The sequence below is a fragment of the Spirosoma horti genome (assembly GCF_054776595.1).
Window position 1 is genome coordinate 196,312 of the sequence record NZ_BAAHBQ010000003.1, and the last position, 19,752, is coordinate 216,063.

Below are 19,752 nucleotides of genomic sequence, written 5' to 3' on the forward strand. Positions count from 1 at the left end.
ACGTATCAGTCAGCTATAGACGATTACGCTCCTTCGGCCGGATCGTTTGGCGCACGGGAACCGTCTTCGGCGGTTCGGTCGCCAGCTTCACTGGCCGCAGACGACTGAGTGTCTGCGTCAGGCGCGGTCCCATCAGTAACAGCACCTTCTGTAGTAACAAGGGCTTCTTCCTTCGGGTCTGGAGTTGATTCTTGGTTTGCCATAGTCTTGGTTGAGTAAAGAAATGTAGTGAAAAGCTCTTCGACTTCCGGCTAACCGAGCCGTCGATCGTGGTGCAGGGATAGCTTACTCCATGCTATCATCGTCCAGGTCGTCTTCAATCGAATCGTCATCCAGATCTTCGTCCAGATCATCCTCACTGAAGTCATCTTCGATGTCGTCCAGATCGTCTCCTCCATAGCCACTGGCGGCACCGGAGCCTAGTTCATCGAAGTCAGCTCCCGCATCGTCGAAGTCATCCTCATCATCGTCGAAGGCGGCTGTTTCTGGATCTGGGTTAAGCATCAGAACGTCTTCGTCCTGATCAAATGCTAGCTGGTAAATCATGGTTTAAAGAGTATAAAAGTTAGTTCACCCCTGTTAACGCGTCTCTTTCCCGGAAGGTTTAGCGATTGTAAAAACTTATTGAGATTTACGCTATAACAGTGCATTCCGTTTGTGAGTTACTGGATTATACGCGTAGTACGGCCATTCATAAATCAGTATAAATGAGACAATATCAGCTCCAGCGACTCGTTGACCAGCCAATTATACAAACAAGCGACGTAAATCCAACAATCGAGGGTTTTGAGGTATTGGGCGCTTTCAACCCAGCCGCCTGTATTTTCGAGAACGAAATCCTACTGCTACTGCGCGTGGCAGAGGCTCCAAAAGCCGAGAAAGGTACAATTCTTATTCCCCTAATCGAAGAACAGGACGGCGTTCCAGCCCTGGTTATCAAACGCTTTCCTGAGCCAACCGAGCCCTACGACCCACGCGTTATAGACATTCAGGGCAAGGTTTATCTCACGTCAATAAGTCACTTACGACTGGCCCGCAGCCAGGATGGCATCCATTTTAAAATTGATGACAAGCCATTTCTTTTTCCAGCCCGTATGGATGAATCGTTCGGGATTGAAGATGCCCGCATTACGTTTCTGGAAGGAAAATACTGGATTACCTATACGGCCGTATCCGAACACGGACCGGGCGTAGGCCTGGCCGTTACCACCGACTTCAAAACCGTTGAGCGCTTGGGAATGATTTTACCGCCACCTAATAAAGACGTCGCGCTGTTTCCGCAGAAGATCAACGGAAAATATAGGCTGCTACACCGGCCGATGGTGTCGGAAATTGGAAAGCCATCCATTTGGCTGGCCGATTCGGTCGATGGCGTCCATTGGGGAAACCACCGCTTTCTGTTTGGGGGCCGGGGCGTACTGGAGGCCAATTTCTCCTGGGAAGGAGGCAAAATTGGCGCCGGTCCCGAACCAATCTTAACCGACGAGGGCTGGCTGGTTTGCTACCACGGCGCAGACCAGACTCATGCTTACGCCCTGGCGTTGGCATTACTCGACAAAGATGACCCATCAATCGTGCTGGACCGATCGGTAGCTCCCCTCCTTACCCCCGAGCTTTCCTGGGAGAAAGAGGGTTTCTTTCCCAATGTCGTTTTCTCGAATGGCTGGATACAATGGCCCGAGGGCAGCGATAACGCCGGGAAAATCTGGGTGTATTACGGCGCAGCGGATTCGGGTGTTGGGCTGGCTGAATTAGTAAAGGAGTAACGAGCTAGAATTTTTATTTGCACTGGGTTTGAATCCAGTGCAAATGAAAATTCTAGCTTCTCAAAAAACATACGTCTTTTTCAGCTCGTCTACCGTTGTTGCCGGTTCGTAAGCGGCATTGAGCCGGGTTGCGTTTTCTTCGACAGTGAGTCCGAATCCGGCTTCTTTCCGTCGTTCATTCACAGTTTTGGCATCAGCAATCGGCCAGACAAAACAACGGGATTGTTTGGTTGCTTTGTTTTGTCGGCAGGATACTTGGGTACCGTAAATTTGTGGTTTACTGGCATACATCAATGAACGATCGAGCATCATGGCGTATAGAAAAAACGGCAACTCATTCTGGTCGGCGGCTTTTTTGATGACCGGCAGATACGTCTCAATTTTGCTTGAATGTTGAATGATATAGAAAATCGCCTGATTGGCAGGGGCACCGACCAGGCTTTTGCCAGGATACCCATACTGCTTTAAAATAGCCTCAGCCCGATTTAGATTCATCGTATCGATTTTCGTCTGTTCAGCCCACAGCACACTCGCCAGTTTCGACCGGTCCGTCTTGTACACAGTGCTCAGGCTATCCGTTAATGGCTGATTGTTGCCCAGTTTCGATAACCATTCGCGGTTGCGCTGATCCAGCACATACATACTATCCAATTCCTGCTTAAGGCCGGAATTCTGTTGAGCGTGTGAGAAAATGGGGACGCAGCCTAACAATAGTATAATAAATTGAAAGTATCTCATAAGTAATAGGCTGATTAACAGATGGGGTTTCACCAGCGATGGCTTTTTTGTAGTTTACGTTAGTTTTTAACTCTCCTCCTTTGATGAAACACTTGAATCAACTTTTACTCTGTCTTTTACTCTCAACGTCCCTATTTGCACAGAGTCAAAAAAGACCGCTCAATGCCGCCGACTATGACCGCTGGCAAAGCGTAAAGTCCGAAAAAATCTCGAACGATGGCCGATGGATTGCCTACCAGATTGATCCTCAGGAAGGCGATGGCCGATTAGAGGTGACAACATCTGGTACCAACACGAACCGGAAGCAGTATGTTTTCCCGCGCGGTTACATGGCTCAGTTTACCCCCGACAGCAAGTTTTTGGTCATGCGGCTGAAAGCTCCGTATACCGACACCCGCAAGGCCAAATTGAAGAAGAAGAAAGCCGACGAACTGCCCAAAGACAGTTTGCTGGTGTTGAACCTGACGACCGGAAAACCTACTAAACTGCCCAACGCCAAGTCGTTCGTTTTTGGCAAGGATTCGGGGTCGTGGCTGGCGGTGGTGCAGGAACGAAAAGACGACAAAGAACGACCCGCACCACGGGCGGCCTCGCTGAAAGATACGCTCACGCCCCTGCCTCCCGTCTCGACAACCGCGGTGACGACCCGGAAAGGAACGGCAAAAAAGCCCAAGGGCGACGATCTGACGCTCCTGAATATGGCCGATGGTACCCGCAAAACCGTTCGGTACGTTTCCAACGTGGCCATGTCCGACAATGGTCAGGCGATTTTCTACAGCAAAGAATCGGCGAATGATTCACTGAAAACGGGCGAGACCGGTATTCCCGGCGTTTTTCTGTTTAACACCACGAATGGGCAAACGATGCTGGTTGATACCAGCTCCAAACGGAAAATCTACAAAGGGCTAGCCGTCGATAAAGTTGGTCAGCAACTCACCTGGATGGCCTCCGCCGACAGCGCCGGGAGTGATGTAAAAGTCTTCACATTATACTACAAGAGCCTGTCGCCAACGGTAGCGGCAAAAGGAAAATCAACCAAAAAAACAGTCCCCGAAGCGCCGTTCAAGGTCATAGCCGACACCCTCACGAAAGCCCTGCCCAAAGGCTGGTCGGTCAATGAATATCGGGAGCCAAAGTTTTCGGATGATGGTACCCGGCTCTATTTCTCAACGTCTCCCATTGCGCCAAAGCCAACCAAAGACAGCCTGACGCCCGAGGATGAAAAAGTAAAAATGGACATCTGGACCTGGACCGATACCCGCCTGCAACCCATGCAGCAACGCCGGTTGAAGGAAGAAAAAGAACGGGGGTTCTTGACTGTTTACGATCCACAGTCCGGCAAAATTACGCCCCTGGCGAGCCGCGAAGTACCCACCGTTTCGTTCGATCCAAAAAAGAACGCCCGTTACCTGCTTGGCCTGAGCGACCTCCCCTATCAGGTCCAATCGTCCTGGGACCCTGGCCATACGGACCTATATCTGGTCGACGCCCAAACCGGTGAAAAGAAGCGCATCGCCAACGATATCATGGCGTCGCAGCCCAAGCTCTCACCCGAAGGTAAATACGCCTACTGGTTCGATGAGCGCGATTCGCTTTGGCGGGCCTGGTCGATTCCCGAAGGCAAACGCATTGACCTGACCCGTGGCCTGCCAAGCAAATTTTTCGACGAAGAACATGATACGCCTAACTTACCCGGTTCCTACGGGGCGGCTGGCTGGACAACAGGCGATCGCTATCTCTGGCTCTACGACCGGTACGACATCTGGCAAGTTGACCCTACTGGCCGCGAAAAACCAACGACCATAACCTCTGGCTGGGGCCGTAAAAACAAGATTCGGCTGCGTCGGGCCGAACTCGACAATGACGATGACGATGCCCCTGGCCGTCGGTCGGGATCCATCGAGAAAGCGATCGACCCCAAGAGTGAACTGTTCCTGACCGGTATTTGGGAAAGCGACAAAGCAACGGGCATTCTGAAAAGTAAAAATGGACTGGCCGCAGCCGAGCCAACCGTGCTGACGCGTAGTAATCACCGGTACTTCGGCTTGAACAAGGCCAAAAACGCGCCGGTCGTTACTTTCTATAAAGGAAATTATCAGGAGCCGATCAACCTTTTCCAGACAGATACAACGCTGGCAAATCCCGTGCAATTAACCCACGCTAATCCACAGCAGGACAGCATCCGCTGGGGCAGCGTCGAAATCGTGAAATGGACGGGTACCAATGGCGTAAAGCTGGAGGGCTTGCTTTTCAAACCCGAAGGTTTCGACCCAAAGAAAAAGTACCCCATGCTCACATACTTCTACGAGCGGAATGCCGAAACCCTGAACGACTACCGGGCTCCGTCGCCAAGCCGCTCAACGATCAATATTCCCTATTGTGTTTCGAATGGTTATCTGGTCTTTGTGCCGGACATTGTCTATACAACGGGGCAACCCGGCCCGAACGCCTACGACTGCATTGTTCCCGGGGTGTTGAGCCTGTTGGATAAGGGCTTCGTTGACCGGGATCGGCTGGGTATTCAAGGGCAGAGCTGGGGTGGTTACCAAACGGCGTACATCATCACCCGCACCAATCTGTTCCGGGCTGCCGAAGCCGGGGCACCCGTGGCCAACATGACGTCAGCCTACGGGGGTATTCGCTGGGAAACAGGCATGAGCCGGGCCTTCCAGTACGAAAAAACACAAAGCCGGATTGGCGGTACGCTGTGGGATAAACCGATGAACTACATCGAAAATTCGCCCCTTTTCTTCGCCAATCGTATCGAGACGCCCCTCATGATGACGCACAACGACGCCGATGGAGCCGTCCCCTGGTATCAGGGCATCGAGCTGTTTTCGGCCCTGCGTCGGTTGAACAAGCCCGTCTGGATGTTGGTTTACAATGGCGAAGGGCATAACCTGACCCAGCGGCACAATGCCAAAGATCTGAGTATCCGTTTGTATCAGTACTTCGATTATTACCTGAAAGACGCGCCCATGCCCATCTGGATGAAAGAAGGCCGCAGCGCCGTGGAGAAAGATCGGGGCGAGATGAAGTACGGCACCAACCTGAGCGCCGATTCACCACAACGGTAGTGAGTAACCTCACATTAAATCAGAACGCCCGGACACAATAGCATCCGGGCGTTCTGATTTACAGCACGTTATGTTACCCCACCCCAACCCCTCCCCTGAAAACATGGGAGGGGCTAAGAAAGTCCGATTTTACACCCATCCCCTAAAACATAGGGGACTAAGAAAGTCCGATTTTACACCCATCCCCTAAAACATAGAGGGCTAAGAAGGTCCGGTTTTACACTCATCCCCTAAAGCATAGGGGCTAAGAAAGTCCGCCCATAGTTTTTAGGGGAGGGACCGTGGGTGGGGTAATAGGCCATAATAGGTATACTCATCTGCTTCGTTAAGGCTTTCACCTTACTCTGACACCGCTTCCTTTACGACTTCGCCTTTGAAAGACAACGTTTGCGAACCGCCTTCAGCATTTGATTCGACCATGACCGTTTTGTTAAAAGCGCCCAAAGCAGCCGCATTAAAGGTCGCCTTGATCTTTCCCGTCTGGCCGGGCAACACAGCAGATTTGGGGTAGTCAACGCCGGTACAGCCGCAGGAGCCCTTTGCACTGTTGATAACGAGCGGCAATTCGCCGGTGTTTGTAAACGTAAACTCAGCCGTAACAGGTTTGCCTTGGGCGACACGACCAAAATCGTGGGTGGCGCTCCGCCAGTTGAACAGCGCCGTTGGAACAGTCATGGCCACAGAAGCCATCAATAAAACCAGCGAAGCGAAGAATAGGATGCGTTTCATAAAAAATGGTTTGATAAGGTTTGCTATACCGCTCACCCGAGCGGCAATGCAAACCTACCCTACTCCTAGCCTTGCTTTTGTTAAGCAGTTGCCAACGTTTGTTAATGAGTTGTTAATTATTTGAGTACGAGCGGCCAGACGCTATCTTTGACTAAAGAGCCAATGATTTCCTTACTCGTTGTATCAATGCGCTCTTTCGCTCATTCACTCTTTACCATGCCACGCTTACGCCTGCTGATTGTACTCTCGGTTTTGTCCATTATCGGTATCCTTGCGGTGCAGGCTATCTGGGTGCGCAATGCCTACGCCTTACGGGAGCGGCAGTTCCGGCAGTCGGCCTTCATTGCCTTGCAGGACGTAGCCGATGAGGTGGCCCAACTGAATCACTTTACCATCAATCGGTATGCTGTCACGCAGCTTTCGGCCGATTATTTTATTGTCAATACTGATGCGCCAATCGATCCGGTTACGCTTGAAGCCTTCATCCAGCGGTCGCTTCAGCAACATCACCTGATCACAGATTATGAATACGGCATCTACAATTGCGAAACTGACCGCATGGTCTACGGAGCCTATGTGAGCACGAGTAGTTCGGCACCCTCGAAAGCCAGTATCCAGGGCAAAAATCTACCAAAGTTCCCGCGCTACACGTACTATTTCGGGATCCGATTTCCGAACCAAACGGGCTTTGTCGCAGGTCAATTGAGCGGCTGGCTCTGGTCGACGGTAGCAGTCCTGGTGGTGGTTATCTTTTTTGGCTACACGCTGAGCGTTGTGCTGAAACAACGGCGACTGACGGAAGTACAGCGTGACTTTATCAACAACATCACCCACGAATTACAAACGCCCGTTTCCACCATTCGCGTAGCGGCCGACGTCCTTCAATCCGACTCCATTTTGCAGCAACCCGACCGGCTAAAACAATACGCCCGGGTTCTGGGCGAAGAGAGTCGGCGGTTGCAGAAGCAGATCAACAGCGTGTTGCAACTAGCCCGTTCGGAACGCAGCGGCTTCGTGCTCGATCAGGAAAACGTTGACCTGCACGAAATTATGATGACCGTGGCCAATGGATTTGCGCCCTATGTAACACTTGACCTAACGGCCCCGGATGCCAGCCTTCGGGCAGATCGTTATCACCTCGAAACGGCACTTAATAACCTGATCGATAACGCCATAAAATATTGCAACACAAATCCCTGCATCCTGCTGCAAACCCGACTTGACCGCGGTCAGTTACTCTGGTCAGTCAAGGACAATGGCATTGGTATCGCCCCAGAACATCAAAAAGCTGTTTTCCGTCAGTTTTTCCGTGTAGCATCCGGCCACACCCACAACGTCAAAGGATTTGGCCTGGGTCTCTATTACGTCCGGCAGGTCATTCGGGCGCACGGCTGGCGACTCACTCTGACAAGCCAACCCGATGAAGGCAGTACGTTTGAAGTCACCTGCCCTTATTCAAAGAGCGAAAGAGTGAATGAGCGAAAGAGCCAAAAGATATTCATGAAGCGATTTTCACTCCGCTTCGACGAACGTCCGTGGTTGCGGTACGATTCACTTATTCCCTCATTCACTCTTTCGCTCTTTCGCCCTTGACTCCCGCCCGCATTCTGTTTGTTGAGGACGATCTCAATCTCGGCTTTGTTGTCCGTGATACCCTCGAAAACGTGCCGTTCGCTGTAACGCATTGCACGACCGGTCCCGAAGCCTGGACCGCTTTCCAAGCCAGTTCTTTTGACTTATGTCTGCTGGATGTCATGTTGCCCCAAACGGATGGTTTTACGCTGGCCCGCCAGATTCGGACTGTGAATACGCAGGTGCCTATCCTGTTTCTGAGTGCATTGGCGGATAAAAATGACCGGCTGCAAGGGTTGCGGCTGGGTGCTGATGACTACCTGACCAAGCCCTTTAGCGTTGAAGAACTGCTCCTGAAAATCAATATTTTTCTACGTCGAACGATCCGGGAAGCCGGCTCGCTCACGAATACGATTCTTGACAAACAGAACTTAACGCTCTTGGTCAATGGGCAGACGCAGACACTCACCCAGCGTGAAGCCGATGTACTGGCGTACTTCCTCGACAGGCCCAACACGCTCGTTCGGCGCGACGAGTTGCTGCGTGCCGTCTGGGGCGACGATGACTATTTCATGGGCCGCAGTCTCGACGTTTTTATTTCCCGGCTTCGCAAACGGCTGGCTCAGAACGCAAGCCTTCGGATTGAAAATGTGCACAGCGTAGGATTTATTTTGCGCCAGTAGTTCCCATAGCTAATGTGCTGTCTTTATTTTTACCACATGAATTACAGACTCTCTATCCTTGCCTCAGTAGCTCTTTTACTTGCCTATGGGTGTAAAACAGCCACACTACCTTCAAATACCGCACCAGCCTCAGCCAGCATTACCGAAGAAGGATTGCTCAACTGCTTTACCGCAGGTACATCGTTCAATGGGCAACCGGTCTGGTGCGAAGCGTCGGCGGTGCTATACGATGGTAAAAATCTGTTCTTCGCCAATGACAAAGACATGCCCTCGGGCATGAGCTCTGTATTTGAAAAAAGCCCCTCATTACTGAGTGATTCGACCAAGACCCCAACTTATCTGACGCAACCTGCTTTTTCGACGGCCCGCAAATACGAAGATTTCGCCCAGACACCCAATTCGTCCAGCGGCTTTGTCTTCCTGACAACCGCTTTTGACCGAGTAAAACCTGGAAGCCATGACTGGGATACTTATAACACCATTCTGTACTGGCGCAAAGGCGACGAACAAAACCCGCATGTGCTGGCTCCCGATGATACCAGTCGCACCTCGATAGCCTACCGACAACGGATTGCGCAGTTGTTGGCAACCGATGAATTTCCTGGTGCACTCCCTTACTTTAAGGTTGAAGGCTTAGCTGCTACGGATAAACAACTGCTGTTTGGTATTCGCGAAGAGGGCAAATCGTACGAGAGTTTTAGCTACCGGGCAAAAATCATCAGCGTATCCTACCGGATCGAAAAGACCGGCAACGGAGATCGAATCCGCCTGTCTGAGGACTGGAAGATCATCAACAACTTCGACATCGCGAAAGCCGATCCTAGCCTGCCTAAACCGCTGGCATTGTCCAGTCTGGAGTATGATCCGTATCGGAACCGGTTCTGGATGCTAACCTCACTTGAACAGAATGGGCAGTTGGACGCCTACCTCTGGACAATCACGCCGGACGATTTATACGCCAACAAACCCTTTACACTCCTGCGCGATGCCCAGGGCAAGCCCCTGCACACAGCCGGTCATAAGGCTGAAGATCTGACATTTCTGGATAGGAACCGGGTCCTGCTCATTCACGATGATGACCGGGGCCGAACTACCGTTGGCACCCGTACCAGACAACCCAATCAGGCGGCTTACACGATCCTTACTGTATCGTCCCGAAGAAATCGTATGTTCCCAAAATAAAGCCCAGAACACCTGTCGCATGGGTAGCACCCTTGAGCGGAATCAACTCAATATTGGTAGCGCCCCGTTTTCTCATGGCGTCGTAGGCGTTTTGTGAATTCAGAAAATTGACAATCTCATCGGCATCGCCATGATAGAGCCGGGTAGGCGTACGGGGCTTCCAGTCATGAACGTCATTATCCTGAACGGCGGCCAGAAAGGCCTTGTCGGTGCCGTTGTTAATGCCCTGCTTGAAGCTGTCGGAGAAAGCCTGATTCAAACTAACGTTGATCGTTACGTTATTGCCCTGGGCCGCGATTTGCGAAGCATAAGGTTCCTTGAAGTATGCCGATGCTGACCGATCGAGCCCATAAATCCGGTCGTAGGTTTGCAATACCCAGATATAAAGCCGGTTGATGTAATCGACACCCGCCGATTTTTCATTAATGATCTGCTTCATGAATGCTGGTTTATCGTAGGCACCAGCGCCACAACTAGAGGCAACCAGGTTGAACTCAGAACCGGTTTCTTCCTCGATTTTCTTTTGCAAAGACATCGTTGCGTAGCCACCCTCCGAATACCCCGCAATCATCAATCGTTTATCCCAGTTGATTTGTTGATCGCTCAGAAAATCGCGGGTAGCGCGTATCATGTCGAGCGATGCAGTAGCTAGGCCATTGCGCTGTTCATAAGTATGTGGTACGGCCTTCGATGCACCATAGCCAATGTAGTCCGGGGCCGCAATGATATATCCCTGTGAGGCAAACACCGATCCAAAACTATACGCTTCGCTGCTTGAATAAAAATTGGACGGAGCATCGTCTTCTCTCGTGATCGTGCCGTGTTGCATACTGATCATAGCAACCGGCGTTGGCACCGAGGGAATGATCAGTGCACCAGATGCCCTGATGCTTTTGCCATCCGTATTGGTTGTCGTGTATTCCAGTCGATATGCCTTGATGCTATACCGAATGAAAAACTGAAGTGGTGCATTAACCCCCGTGAATCGGCTACGCAACTGAGCCGTTGAGTACTCACCAATAAGTGAACTACTTACCAGTGTACGGACGGGAACCGGCGTAACCGATTCTGTTGAGTCAGCCTGCTTGCAACTGGTTGGCACAACCAGTAACATAGCCCCAAGCAGGGTAAGGGTAATTATTGATTTTAATACGATCATGGATCAGAAAAGAAAAGTATAGCTTCCCGTATGTTTTTAACGTCCTCTGCCTACTTTTCGTTTGATTTCAGCCAACAATAGGCAGGAAAATAACGTAGCTATCTCATTGTCAGTCAAACATATACATAAACACAATTTAGCCTCAAGCGAATTTAAAAACGATTGGCCCTTTCGAGCGTGTACCCGCGCTCTACAGTTATACAAGACTTTTACCTGATTATGTGGAACAGGCTCTACAACTATAGGCATCTTACTTCCCGCTTACTCTATAAAATAACTAAGCTTTACAAAAAATACAGATTTTAAGCTCTTCACACTTTTTTAATTAAGTACTGTTTATCAATAGGTTACAGAGCCATCTTGCCTCTATCGGCTGATATTTTGCCAAACTGGTACAGCGTTTGGGTATGATTAGGCAGTACCAAATATTCACAACACTATGAATAGTCAGTTGAAATCAGCCGGAACGAGGTCACTTGCGATGCTTATGGCCGCCGGTATCTTATCAGGCAACGTTTTAACAAGTTGTAAGTCATCTGCCCAGTCGTTGAATAAAACGCAGAAAGGTGGCATTGTAGGAGCCAGCGGTGGCGCCGTTATTGGCGGCATGATTGGTAAGTCGAAAGGTAATACGGCGCTGGGCGCCATCCTTGGTGCCACAGTTGGTGGTGCAGCCGGTGCAGTAATCGGTCGCCGGATGGACAAGCAGGCCGAAGAAATGAAACGCGACATGCCTAATGCACAGGTTGAACGGGTTGGCGAAGGCATCAAAGTATCCCTCGGTTCCGACATTCTGTTCGATGTAGACTCTTACGCATTAAAGGCGGATACGAAGCAACAGCTTACGGACTTTGCTAAATCGCTCAATAAATACGAAGATACCGATATAGTGATTGAAGGACACGCAGATGCCACCGGTTCAGATGCGCATAATTTGACACTTTCCAAGCAACGGGCCGATGCAGTCGCTAAATTCCTGGAAACACAGGGTGTGAAAACCTCCCGGGTAGACGAAAAAGGATATGGCGAATCACAGCCCATTGCGGACAACACTACCGAAGCGGGCCGTCGAAAAAACCGACGAGTTGATGTGGCGGTTTTCGCTAACAAGAAATTGCAACGCGATGCTAAGGACGGCAAAATAGGTGAATAAAAGACGGTGGGCTGAGGGTAGTTATTGCGACTACCCTTGCCCGCTTTGTTTGACTAAACCAACACAGCAATGGCAACAGTAAAAAAGGGTGACGAGGTAACCTGGAAATACGGAAAAGGCAAGGCAGAAGGCACCGTTGCAGAGGTTCACACCGACGACGTCGAACGAACTGTTCAGGGCACTAAAGTGAAACGAAAGGGCTCGACTGACGAGCCTGCTTTGGTTCTCAAGCAAGGCGACAAAAAGATTGTAAAGTCAGCCAGTGAAGTTGCCAAAACAAAAAAGTAAGCATGGCAGCCACAGACCTCGACGAAACGCAAAAAAAATCGCTGCGTAAAGATTTTGACGAAGCCGTTAACATGTCGGCATCACAGCTTGGTAAATGGCTTAAGACGGACGAATCCAAGTCAGTCGGGCAAACGAAGGATGGAGACAGTGAGTCAATTGGCCATCAGTCAGGTCATCGCATCATCGACATCCTGAATAAAAAAGCAAGTGATTTGTCTGACAGCGATTTTGCGCATATGGAAAAAGTAGTGAGCTACGTCAAACGGCACATGGCGCAACGTCCGGCTCAGGTAGCGGGTTCGAATTGGAGTTACTCGCTAAAAAATTGGGGACACGATCCGGAGAAGAAGTAAGAGCCCCATTTGCTCACTAATTTAGAAAAAAATTGAGCGTATGGTCCCCGATTCATTACCCATATCAATAACCTAATGCCTTATAAGTCAGTACTGTTAAGAATTAGTTCTGATATTAAATTACCAAAGAATGCACTTTCTGATTTACTCAACCATAAAATAAGTACCTGTTTAAAATCACCCTACACAATTACAAAACGTTATGAACGTAAAACAAACACGGGGAGAAATCCTTGACCAGCTCAACCGGCTTCTGACCTTGAGCCACGACGCAGAAAAAGGATACCAGGAAGCGGCAGAGAACGCAAAGGACAATGAGTTAAAGAGTCTGTTTCTGGCTCAATCGCGTCAACGATCAGAGTTTGCGCTTTCACTCGACCGGGAAATCCGGGCGCTGGGTGGCGAACCAGATAACGGAACCAGTATAGCGGCTGATTTACACCGCGCCTGGATCAATATAAAATCAACATTTGCCTCCGACGACGATAAAGCAACCGTTGAGGAGTGCCATCGGGGCGATCAGGAAGCCCTTGAAAACTACAATGCTGTGTTGCAGGAAACCGATCTGGTTGCCAGCACACGTGAACTTTTGCTTCAACAAAAACAGAGCATCGACACGGCAAATGCCACGATGGCTCGTTTGGCCTTGGTAGTGTAGTGAATGGTGGGATTGGAAAGCCTACCTCCGTTGGAGGTAGGCTTTTTTGTGTTCTTCCCCTATAAAACAATCCCAATTGACAGGCGGTTACATTACAAACATGCTGCGAAAGCATATAGATGATTCATACAAAACTACGTTATGAGTAAACAGTCCAAATCGAAATCTTTTTTCGAATCGATCAAGTCAAGACCTGGTAAGCCCTATCCCTTAGGCGCTACATATGATACCGATGGGGTAAACTTTGCCTTGTTCAGTGAAAACGCCACCGCCGTTTATTTGTGTTTATACAACCCATCCGACCCTGCTGAGGAAGTGGCTCGCATCACCCTGGAAGAACGGACAGAGATGGTTTGGCACATTTATATTGAAGGATTACAACCCGGACAATTATACGGTTTTCGGGTCGACGGGCCTTACGCGCCAGAAGCAGGTCATTTTTTCAATCCGAACAAACTTCTGCTCGACCCATATGCCCGGGCGATCAACGCGCCCGTTAACCACAACAATGCCTGGTTAGGGTATGATTACACAAAGAAGGCTTCGGAGCATCACAAAAACGAAGCCGTTCTGTCAATGAGTGAAGAGGATAGCGGTCCTTCCATGCCCAAGAGTGTTATTATCGACACTGCCTTCGACTGGGAAGACGATACCGCTCCTGATACACCTTTGCAGCGCTCGATTATTTATGAGATGCACGTGAAAGGATTCTCCCATTTACACCCGACCATCGACGAGGGCGTTCGGGGTACTTATGCTGGATTGGGCACACCCGAGAGTATCGATTACCTGAAGCGGTTAGGTATCACAGCCATTGAATTACTGCCGGTGCATCAGTTTACGGACGAAAGTTATTGGGGGTATAACAGCATTGGGTTCTTTGCTCCGCAGAATACGTACTCGTCGTCCGGGATGGCAGGCCAGCAGGTCGTTGAGTTTAAGCAGATGGTAAAAAATCTGCATCAGGCAGGCATCGAAGTCATTCTGGATGTCGTGTATAACCATACGGCCGAAGGCAACCAGCTTGGTCCGACGCTTTCCTTCAAGGGCATCGACAATCGCGTATACTACCATCAGGTTGGCGATAACCCGGCTTATTACATGGATTATACAGGTACAGGCAACACGTTCAATCTGAGCCATCCGCGCGTTCTTCAACTGGTTATGGACAGCCTGCGCTATTGGGTTACCGATATGCACGTCGATGGGTTCCGTTTTGACCTGGCTTCTGCCCTGATTCGGACCGATGAGGAATTTGGTACTGTTTCGTCGTTTCTGGATACTGTTGCCCAGGATCCAATTCTGGCCCAGGTGAAGCTCATCGCCGAACCCTGGGACATTCAATCGTATAATGTTGGTGGTTTCCCCGTTCGCTGGTCGGAATGGAATGGTAAATACCGGGATTCACTCCGGTCTTTCTGGAAAGGGGACGAAAGCAAGGCTGCAGAAACAGCGGTACGTCTGTTAGGTAGTCCCGATCTGTACGCAAATGATGGCCGGTCACCTGCCAACAGTATAAACCTGATTACGGCCCATGATGGTTTTACACTCAATGATCTGGTCAGTTACAATGAGAAACACAACGAGGCCAATGGTGAGGACAACAATGACGGCTCTAATGACAATTTAAGCTGGAATTGTGGCGCTGAAGGCCCTACGGATGATGAAGCTATCAATGACCTGCGTGAGCGTCAGAAGCGGAATTTCCTAGCGACAATGCTGCTCAGCCAGGGAACACCTATGCTGGTGATGGGCGATGAGTGTGGCCGGACGCAGCATGGCAACAATAACGGCTATAACCAGGATAGCGAAATTAGCTGGATGGATTGGCACTGGAGCGACAAACAGCAAGCGCTGTTCGAGTTTACGAGCCAGCTCACCGACCTGCGCCGTACTATCCCGCTCCTGAGCCGACGTCGTTTCTTCGACCGGGAGCAGGTCGCCTACTTGCTTCCTGATGGTGGCGAAATGACGAGCGCCGATCTGGAAAATCCCAATACACATTGTTTAGCTCTCTTTATTGACGGGTTGCGCGTTTCAGAACAAACCGAAGACGGGCAGGATATTGGTGATGAGCAGTTGATCTGGATATTGAATGCCTACTGGGAGCCTATTGACTTCATGCTACCTAAAATTGGTCGCAAAAGTTCGCAATGGGAAATCGTTGTCAACACTGATACAGGCGAGATTCATCCTAATGGCTCACCCATTAAGGGCGGACATGAGATTAGTGTTCCTGGCCGGTCATCGTTGTTATTACGACTTAAATAAGGTCATCGCCTAAAGCAAATAAGGCCAGAACACTGTGTTCTGGCCTTATTTGCTTTAGGTAATAGCGTGATAGTTCTAAAAGCCTTACACGTCAGGTTGGCAAACCTGCTTCTACATGACGTTTACAAATGGGCTAAGGATTACTTCTCACGAAATGTCCATTCTTTGACACCTACCGTTGACTCCTGAAGTGCGGAATAGAGCTGTTTATCGTCTTCGAAAACCAGCTTTTCCAATAAGAATGTCTCCACATGTACGTCAAAGGCTGGTGTGTCAAATGGCCAGGGCTCCATGGAAAGCGATCCATCCGTACACTGGTGGATATAATATGGTATGCCATCCGGCCCCAGGCTCACTTCCAGGCGACGGCTTTCGGGCGGCACCTGATCCATGCACAGGACCAGCGACAGCGCATCACACCATTGCAGAAATGCATAGGCATAATGGGCCTCTTTTTTAGTCGCCTTGATCTCTCTACGCCATTTGGTTTGATTAACTACCTGCTGATCCAGAAACTCATCCAGCTCTTTGTCCGTACCTCGTTTGGGTTCATACAGGAACGAGGTATGCATCGACATCAGCAGTGCATTCCAGCGGCTTTTTTGCAGACCAATCTGAATGAGCTTACGGCATTGCTCTACAGAGTATTGCAGTAACTGAAAATGCAGCGGTGCACCAGCCGTGGTAAGGTGGTTTCGACCCTCCCAGGCATCCTGTCCATCATCGTGTTCAGTTAATGCAATCAGCGTTTCTGTCCAATTGACGGGGCGGCTATCTGCGCGCCAATGCAAAGCAACCTGAACAGCCAGCAGGCCATGGGCCTGTTGATTTATAATCTGCCAGCCGGTATCTATTTGGGTAACGATCATACCATTAGTAACTGTGTAATAAGATATAGCACTGAAGGCAATTGACTATAACCACTATTTTTATGAGTAACCGCCTTATATAAATCGAAGAGCGGCCTGAAAGTGTATAAAACTTTCAGGCCGCTCTTCGATGAATTTACTTGTTCATTAGTTATATACCTTCTCGTTCTCCCCCATTTTTGGCGGATTTCCGGTAATAACGGCCGTAGCTTGCTGAAACAATCGAACCATTCTACTATCGCTCGAATTCCAGTACTCAGCCATGTCAATATGTACTTTCAGCAGAATCAGTTCAGGGTCGTCTTTCCCATTTGGGAACCAGGCTTTGGCCTGCGGGTTCCATAGTTCATCTACTTTAGCCCGATCATCCAATTCCTGTGCCGTACCTGATACCGATACATAAGTAGCATCACTTACGTCAGCAAACGATAGGTTAACTTTATGCTGGTTATTCTCAATCTGGTCAACTTTAGGCGATGTCCGTTTAGTAAAGAACCAAACGGTACCGTCTTCATCTACCTGAAGGGCAGCCATTGGGCGGCTTACCAGATTCCCCTGTTCATCTACAGTGGTCAGCATAGCGATCCGAATGTCTTCGATCATATCGCTAACTTTTACCAACTGCTCATTTATTTGTTGCTTCGTTTCCATAACGTTGAGATTGATCAATAAGCAAATCAGGTGCTTTCAGGCCGCCATTCAGTTCAGTACTGAAGTCACTCGACCTCTTTACAACTTAGTGCTTAATTAAATAATGTTTCGGGCAAATCTATTTTGTAAAAACAGCGATGTAGGGGTTACCACCTGGCTTTTTGTTTCTATTTCCATCTGGCTTCCCATATCGATAATGTTCCCGCAGTTGCAGATCGTTTGATGACACATAGCATACACTTGCTGACTACGTTCAGAATTAATTAGCAACATCTCTTGAGCGCACTTTTCGCACATTTCAATACAGGAAGTTGCTAATAAACGAGTGTTCTCAGAACCGCGTACGTATAGCATTGCTAAATTACGGCACGCATCGGCGCAATCAAGCGCCAAAAAAATACTACGGTGACACGTTTCAATGTCATCCGAATTTGAACACTCAGTCGCGAATTCGTTGCAAAGCGTGGAGCAACTGGTTAGCGTATCGTAAATAGTTTTCTTCCAAATCATGGCAAATAAATCAGGCAAAGTTCGCTACGCTTGCCACAGGCCAGCCGGGTTCGGTGCTGCCCAAGCGAGCCCAGCGACGAGCTTCGTCAATACTCATAGCTACCACTCGATGGTTATCAAGCTGACCCTGTTCGAGCAAGCGATTGGCAATCTCGATCGCTTTCGCCCGAGTTGTAGGGTTTAGCGACCGCATAGCCGCCGGGAAGTGTGTAGTAGACCACATAGCGTTGACGTGTAGGTTCACTACTCTAATAGCCTTTATTATGCCAGTATCGACGTGAGGTAGGGCTACTTCTCATAAATCTGCATATTCCCCTGAATGACAATAACTTATAATTCAGGCTCGGATAATCAATCTATACGAATCGGCCGGATCGTTTACTAGTTTGGGGAAAAAAGATAAAGAGGTGGGTAAAAAAATACCCAGTTAGTCCACAAAAAAGCCAGTTCCGTTAGGGAACTGGCCTTCTTTATGAACCAGAAACCAGCGTCTCATCTGGTCAAAGGCGTGCTTACTTGGGGAAGTACAATCGAAAAGTGGTACCTGAACCTAGTTGGCTTTCCACTTCAATGGAGCCTTTATGACTGTTAATGATATTTTGCGTAGCCGTTAGCCCCAGGCCCATACCACCCGATTTACCCGTAAAAAATGGATCGAACAACCGTTGTCTGTCCGTTTCATTGATACCTCCGCCATTGTCAGTTACTTCAACAAAAACCCGCTTATCGTCCGTACAGTTAGTCTTGACCACTAATATTCCTTTGCCTTCCTGCATGGCCTCAACCGCATTGACCAGTATATTTAACAGAGCCGTTTTTACCTGGTCTCTATCAATTAAAGCATTGCAGTCGTCCAGAACGAAGCTTGTTTCAAGACGCATCCGCTTCAGTTTAATACGGTCACTTACCAATTGCAGCGTTTCCTTAACAACCAGATTGAAATCCTGCTTTTTACGGTCCAGATCGCGGGGCTTCGACGAATTAAGCATTTCCGTAATTAGCTGCCCAATACGATCTACATTACGACCAATAATGTCGGTGAACATCGTAATGTATTCATTGTCTGTATCCAGTTCGTCTTTCAGTTGTTCTAGCGCCAGACTAAGATTGGTAAGCGGATTACGGACTTCGTGGGCGATACTGCGGGCAATCTTGCCCGTCATGGTCAGTTTCTCGGCCAGAATTAAGTCTTGCTGCGCCTTCTTCTGTTCTGTAATATCCCGCACAATTCCCTGGTACCATTCAGGACGACCAGCCGGGTCATCGACAGCCCAAACGGAAATCAGGCAAATTCGCTTTCGACCACTTCGGTGAATCAGGTTTGTTTCAAAATCTTTTATCTGGCCATGTTCCCGAACATTGAAACGAAGTTTTCGTAGTTGGTCAAGGTCAGCAAATAAACGGGCAGGGTTCAGAATACGTAGCTCGTCCCGGCTGTAGCCCAACAAGCGCTCTACCGACGAATTGGCATCCTGGAAGCGCATTTCGTTGTTGGCGACAAAAATAGCATCGATCGAACGCTCAAAGAGGGATCGATACTTGTTCTCCTTCTGGGCAACTTCGGCCAACACACTGGCTTGCCGGAGTGCATACCGGATACTACGCCCCAAAAGTTGCGCATCGATCCGGCCTTTTACCAGGTAATCAGCAGCGCCCAGTTCGAGGGCCGATTGATCGACCGTTAAGTCGTCCTGCCCGGTAAGCAGAATCATAGGTGCCCGGCATCCTCTGCGAAAAGCCTCTTGTATTAGATCAATACCCGTGTGATGTCCCAGGCGGTAGTCGACTAGGTACACATCATGGGTATGGGTATCAATAGTTTTCAGAGCGAGGTCGTAACTATCAACCCAATCGAGTTTGATCGTCGAATTTTCCTTCGCTGACACGAGTGCTTTTGTCAGCAGGTAATCATCTTCGTCGTCTTCAATTAGTAAGACACGAATGGTTTCTTTTTCGTCAGCAACGTCGAGTAGTACCGCAGCAGGAGTCATAAAATAAAGTGCAGTTAATTGGTATTCGTAAACAGCTGGCTTACAAATAGACGCTCAATGGACTAGCTGGTGAGCCGGTCATTAATTGTCCATTTTTCATCC

The 19,752-nt window shown here is 49.3% G+C and carries 19 protein-coding genes; 10 read left to right on the forward strand and 9 right to left on the reverse strand.

Translation table 11 applies throughout. From position 1 onward, the window contains the following. Nucleotides 1-23: 23 nt before the first annotated feature. Together ACYVAM_RS08750 and ACYVAM_RS08755 are read right to left on the reverse strand one after the other, a co-directional pair. A complete protein-coding gene (locus ACYVAM_RS08750; protein ID WP_461065980.1) occupies nucleotides 24-203 on the reverse strand; it encodes a hypothetical protein in 180 nt (59 codons plus the stop codon). Between the two features lie 82 nt (nucleotides 204-285). Next, a complete protein-coding gene (locus tag ACYVAM_RS08755) occupies nucleotides 286-546 on the reverse strand; it encodes an adhesin (protein ID WP_461065982.1) in 261 nt (86 codons plus the stop codon). A gap of 161 nt (nucleotides 547-707) precedes the next feature. On the opposite strand from ACYVAM_RS08755, the gene ACYVAM_RS08760 reads away from it, so the two are divergent. Then, nucleotides 708-1,766 carry a glycoside hydrolase family 130 protein gene (locus ACYVAM_RS08760; RefSeq protein WP_461065984.1) on the forward strand — a complete coding sequence of 353 codons (1,059 nt, stop codon included), beginning with the start codon at nucleotides 708-710 and terminating at the stop codon, nucleotides 1,764-1,766. A gap of 60 nt (nucleotides 1,767-1,826) precedes the next feature. Here the strand turns inward: ACYVAM_RS08760 and ACYVAM_RS08765 are convergent, their stop codons facing one another. Continuing rightward, a complete protein-coding gene (locus ACYVAM_RS08765) occupies nucleotides 1,827-2,504 on the reverse strand; it encodes a DUF6624 domain-containing protein (RefSeq protein ID WP_461065986.1) in 678 nt (225 codons plus the stop codon). A gap of 83 nt (nucleotides 2,505-2,587) precedes the next feature. Between ACYVAM_RS08765 and ACYVAM_RS08770 the strand changes: the two genes are divergently transcribed. Beyond that, nucleotides 2,588-5,581, forward strand: a complete 2,994-nt coding sequence (locus ACYVAM_RS08770) for a S9 family peptidase (protein WP_461065988.1) — start codon at nucleotides 2,588-2,590, stop codon at nucleotides 5,579-5,581. Between the two features lie 339 nt (nucleotides 5,582-5,920). Here ACYVAM_RS08770 and ACYVAM_RS08775 read toward each other — a convergent pair whose 3' ends face one another. Continuing rightward, on the reverse strand, nucleotides 5,921-6,310 hold the full coding sequence (locus ACYVAM_RS08775) for a DUF1573 domain-containing protein (protein WP_461065990.1): 390 nt from the start codon (nucleotides 6,308-6,310) through the stop codon (nucleotides 5,921-5,923). A gap of 216 nt (nucleotides 6,311-6,526) precedes the next feature. Between ACYVAM_RS08775 and ACYVAM_RS08780 the strand changes: the two genes are divergently transcribed. Genes ACYVAM_RS08780 through ACYVAM_RS08790 form a run of 3 tightly spaced genes read left to right on the forward strand, consistent with a single transcriptional unit; the run spans nucleotide 6,527 to nucleotide 9,747 of the window. After that, nucleotides 6,527-7,903, forward strand: coding sequence for a sensor histidine kinase (locus tag ACYVAM_RS08780; RefSeq protein WP_461065992.1), 1,377 nt, complete (start codon nucleotides 6,527-6,529; stop codon nucleotides 7,901-7,903). After that, a complete protein-coding gene (locus tag ACYVAM_RS08785; RefSeq protein ID WP_461065994.1) occupies nucleotides 7,900-8,565 on the forward strand; it encodes a response regulator transcription factor in 666 nt (221 codons plus the stop codon). The genes ACYVAM_RS08780 and ACYVAM_RS08785 overlap by 4 nt, the downstream gene beginning before the upstream one ends. A gap of 36 nt (nucleotides 8,566-8,601) precedes the next feature. Then, a complete protein-coding gene (locus ACYVAM_RS08790) occupies nucleotides 8,602-9,747 on the forward strand; it encodes a hypothetical protein (protein ID WP_461065996.1) in 1,146 nt (381 codons plus the stop codon). Here the strand turns inward: ACYVAM_RS08790 and ACYVAM_RS08795 are convergent. Then, the gene (locus tag ACYVAM_RS08795; protein ID WP_461065998.1) at nucleotides 9,707-10,906 is read right to left on the reverse strand and encodes a lipase family protein; all 1,200 of its coding nucleotides are present in this window, start codon (nucleotides 10,904-10,906) and stop codon (nucleotides 9,707-9,709) included. The two genes, ACYVAM_RS08790 and ACYVAM_RS08795, sit on opposite strands and share 41 nt — an antisense overlap. 439 nt (nucleotides 10,907-11,345) lie before the next feature. Here ACYVAM_RS08795 and ACYVAM_RS08800 point away from each other — a divergent pair, with 439 nt between their 5' ends. The 5 genes from ACYVAM_RS08800 (at nucleotide 11,346) to glgX (ending at nucleotide 15,629) form a co-directional block, all read left to right on the forward strand. Beyond that, nucleotides 11,346-12,059 carry an OmpA family protein gene (locus ACYVAM_RS08800; protein WP_461065999.1) on the forward strand — a complete coding sequence of 238 codons (714 nt, stop codon included), beginning with the start codon at nucleotides 11,346-11,348 and terminating at the stop codon, nucleotides 12,057-12,059. A gap of 69 nt (nucleotides 12,060-12,128) precedes the next feature. Then, nucleotides 12,129-12,347, forward strand: a complete 219-nt coding sequence (locus ACYVAM_RS08805; RefSeq protein ID WP_461066000.1) for a hypervirulence associated TUDOR domain-containing protein — start codon at nucleotides 12,129-12,131, stop codon at nucleotides 12,345-12,347. Nucleotides 12,348-12,349: 2 nt separating this feature from the next. Then, nucleotides 12,350-12,700: a DUF3140 domain-containing protein gene (locus ACYVAM_RS08810; RefSeq protein ID WP_461066002.1), complete on the forward strand. Its 351-nt coding sequence runs from the start codon at nucleotides 12,350-12,352 to the stop codon at nucleotides 12,698-12,700. 202 nt (nucleotides 12,701-12,902) lie between these two features. Continuing rightward, nucleotides 12,903-13,358, forward strand: a complete 456-nt coding sequence (locus tag ACYVAM_RS08815; RefSeq protein ID WP_460940903.1) for a ferritin-like domain-containing protein — start codon at nucleotides 12,903-12,905, stop codon at nucleotides 13,356-13,358. A gap of 141 nt (nucleotides 13,359-13,499) precedes the next feature. After that, on the forward strand, nucleotides 13,500-15,629 hold the full coding sequence (gene glgX, locus ACYVAM_RS08820) for a glycogen debranching protein GlgX (protein WP_461066004.1): 2,130 nt from the start codon (nucleotides 13,500-13,502) through the stop codon (nucleotides 15,627-15,629). A gap of 140 nt (nucleotides 15,630-15,769) precedes the next feature. Here the strand turns inward: glgX and ACYVAM_RS08825 are convergent, their stop codons facing one another. From ACYVAM_RS08825 to ACYVAM_RS08840, 4 genes are all read right to left on the reverse strand, one after another. Continuing rightward, complete coding sequence (locus ACYVAM_RS08825) at nucleotides 15,770-16,498, reverse strand: DUF3891 family protein (RefSeq protein WP_461066006.1); 729 nt, start codon at nucleotides 16,496-16,498, stop codon at nucleotides 15,770-15,772. A 147-nt stretch (nucleotides 16,499-16,645) separates the two neighbouring features. Beyond that, nucleotides 16,646-17,149, reverse strand: coding sequence for a pyridoxamine 5'-phosphate oxidase family protein (locus ACYVAM_RS08830; protein ID WP_461066008.1), 504 nt, complete (start codon nucleotides 17,147-17,149; stop codon nucleotides 16,646-16,648). A gap of 520 nt (nucleotides 17,150-17,669) precedes the next feature. Then, on the reverse strand, nucleotides 17,670-17,882 hold the full coding sequence (locus tag ACYVAM_RS08835) for a DUF2188 domain-containing protein (protein WP_461066010.1): 213 nt from the start codon (nucleotides 17,880-17,882) through the stop codon (nucleotides 17,670-17,672). Between the two features lie 289 nt (nucleotides 17,883-18,171). After that, a complete protein-coding gene (locus ACYVAM_RS08840) occupies nucleotides 18,172-19,650 on the reverse strand; it encodes a two-component system sensor histidine kinase NtrB (protein ID WP_461066012.1) in 1,479 nt (492 codons plus the stop codon). Nucleotides 19,651-19,752: the final 102 nt, after the last annotated feature.

Bases quoted from the DNA above. Each gene is read 5' to 3' on its own strand.
- ACYVAM_RS08750 (WP_461065980.1), bottom strand. From the start codon at position 203: ATGGCAAACCAAGAATCAACTCCAGACCCGAAGGAAGAAGCCCTTGTT.
- ACYVAM_RS08755 (WP_461065982.1), bottom strand. From the start codon at position 546: ATGATTTACCAGCTAGCATTTGATCAGGACGAAGACGTTCTGATGCTT.
- ACYVAM_RS08760 (WP_461065984.1), top strand. From the start codon at position 708: ATGAGACAATATCAGCTCCAGCGACTCGTTGACCAGCCAATTATACAA.
- ACYVAM_RS08765 (WP_461065986.1), bottom strand. From the start codon at position 2,504: ATGAGATACTTTCAATTTATTATACTATTGTTAGGCTGCGTCCCCATT.
- ACYVAM_RS08770 (WP_461065988.1), top strand. From the start codon at position 2,588: ATGAAACACTTGAATCAACTTTTACTCTGTCTTTTACTCTCAACGTCC.
- ACYVAM_RS08775 (WP_461065990.1), bottom strand. From the start codon at position 6,310: ATGAAACGCATCCTATTCTTCGCTTCGCTGGTTTTATTGATGGCTTCT.
- ACYVAM_RS08780 (WP_461065992.1), top strand. From the start codon at position 6,527: ATGCCACGCTTACGCCTGCTGATTGTACTCTCGGTTTTGTCCATTATC.
- ACYVAM_RS08790 (WP_461065996.1), top strand. From the start codon at position 8,602: ATGAATTACAGACTCTCTATCCTTGCCTCAGTAGCTCTTTTACTTGCC.
- ACYVAM_RS08795 (WP_461065998.1), bottom strand. From the start codon at position 10,906: ATGATCGTATTAAAATCAATAATTACCCTTACCCTGCTTGGGGCTATG.
- ACYVAM_RS08800 (WP_461065999.1), top strand. From the start codon at position 11,346: ATGAATAGTCAGTTGAAATCAGCCGGAACGAGGTCACTTGCGATGCTT.
- ACYVAM_RS08805 (WP_461066000.1), top strand. From the start codon at position 12,129: ATGGCAACAGTAAAAAAGGGTGACGAGGTAACCTGGAAATACGGAAAA.
- ACYVAM_RS08810 (WP_461066002.1), top strand. From the start codon at position 12,350: ATGGCAGCCACAGACCTCGACGAAACGCAAAAAAAATCGCTGCGTAAA.
- ACYVAM_RS08815 (WP_460940903.1), top strand. From the start codon at position 12,903: ATGAACGTAAAACAAACACGGGGAGAAATCCTTGACCAGCTCAACCGG.
- glgX (WP_461066004.1), top strand. From the start codon at position 13,500: ATGAGTAAACAGTCCAAATCGAAATCTTTTTTCGAATCGATCAAGTCA.
- ACYVAM_RS08825 (WP_461066006.1), bottom strand. From the start codon at position 16,498: ATGATCGTTACCCAAATAGATACCGGCTGGCAGATTATAAATCAACAG.
- ACYVAM_RS08830 (WP_461066008.1), bottom strand. From the start codon at position 17,149: ATGGAAACGAAGCAACAAATAAATGAGCAGTTGGTAAAAGTTAGCGAT.
- ACYVAM_RS08835 (WP_461066010.1), bottom strand. From the start codon at position 17,882: ATGTGGTCTACTACACACTTCCCGGCGGCTATGCGGTCGCTAAACCCT.
- ACYVAM_RS08840 (WP_461066012.1), bottom strand. From the start codon at position 19,650: ATGACTCCTGCTGCGGTACTACTCGACGTTGCTGACGAAAAAGAAACC.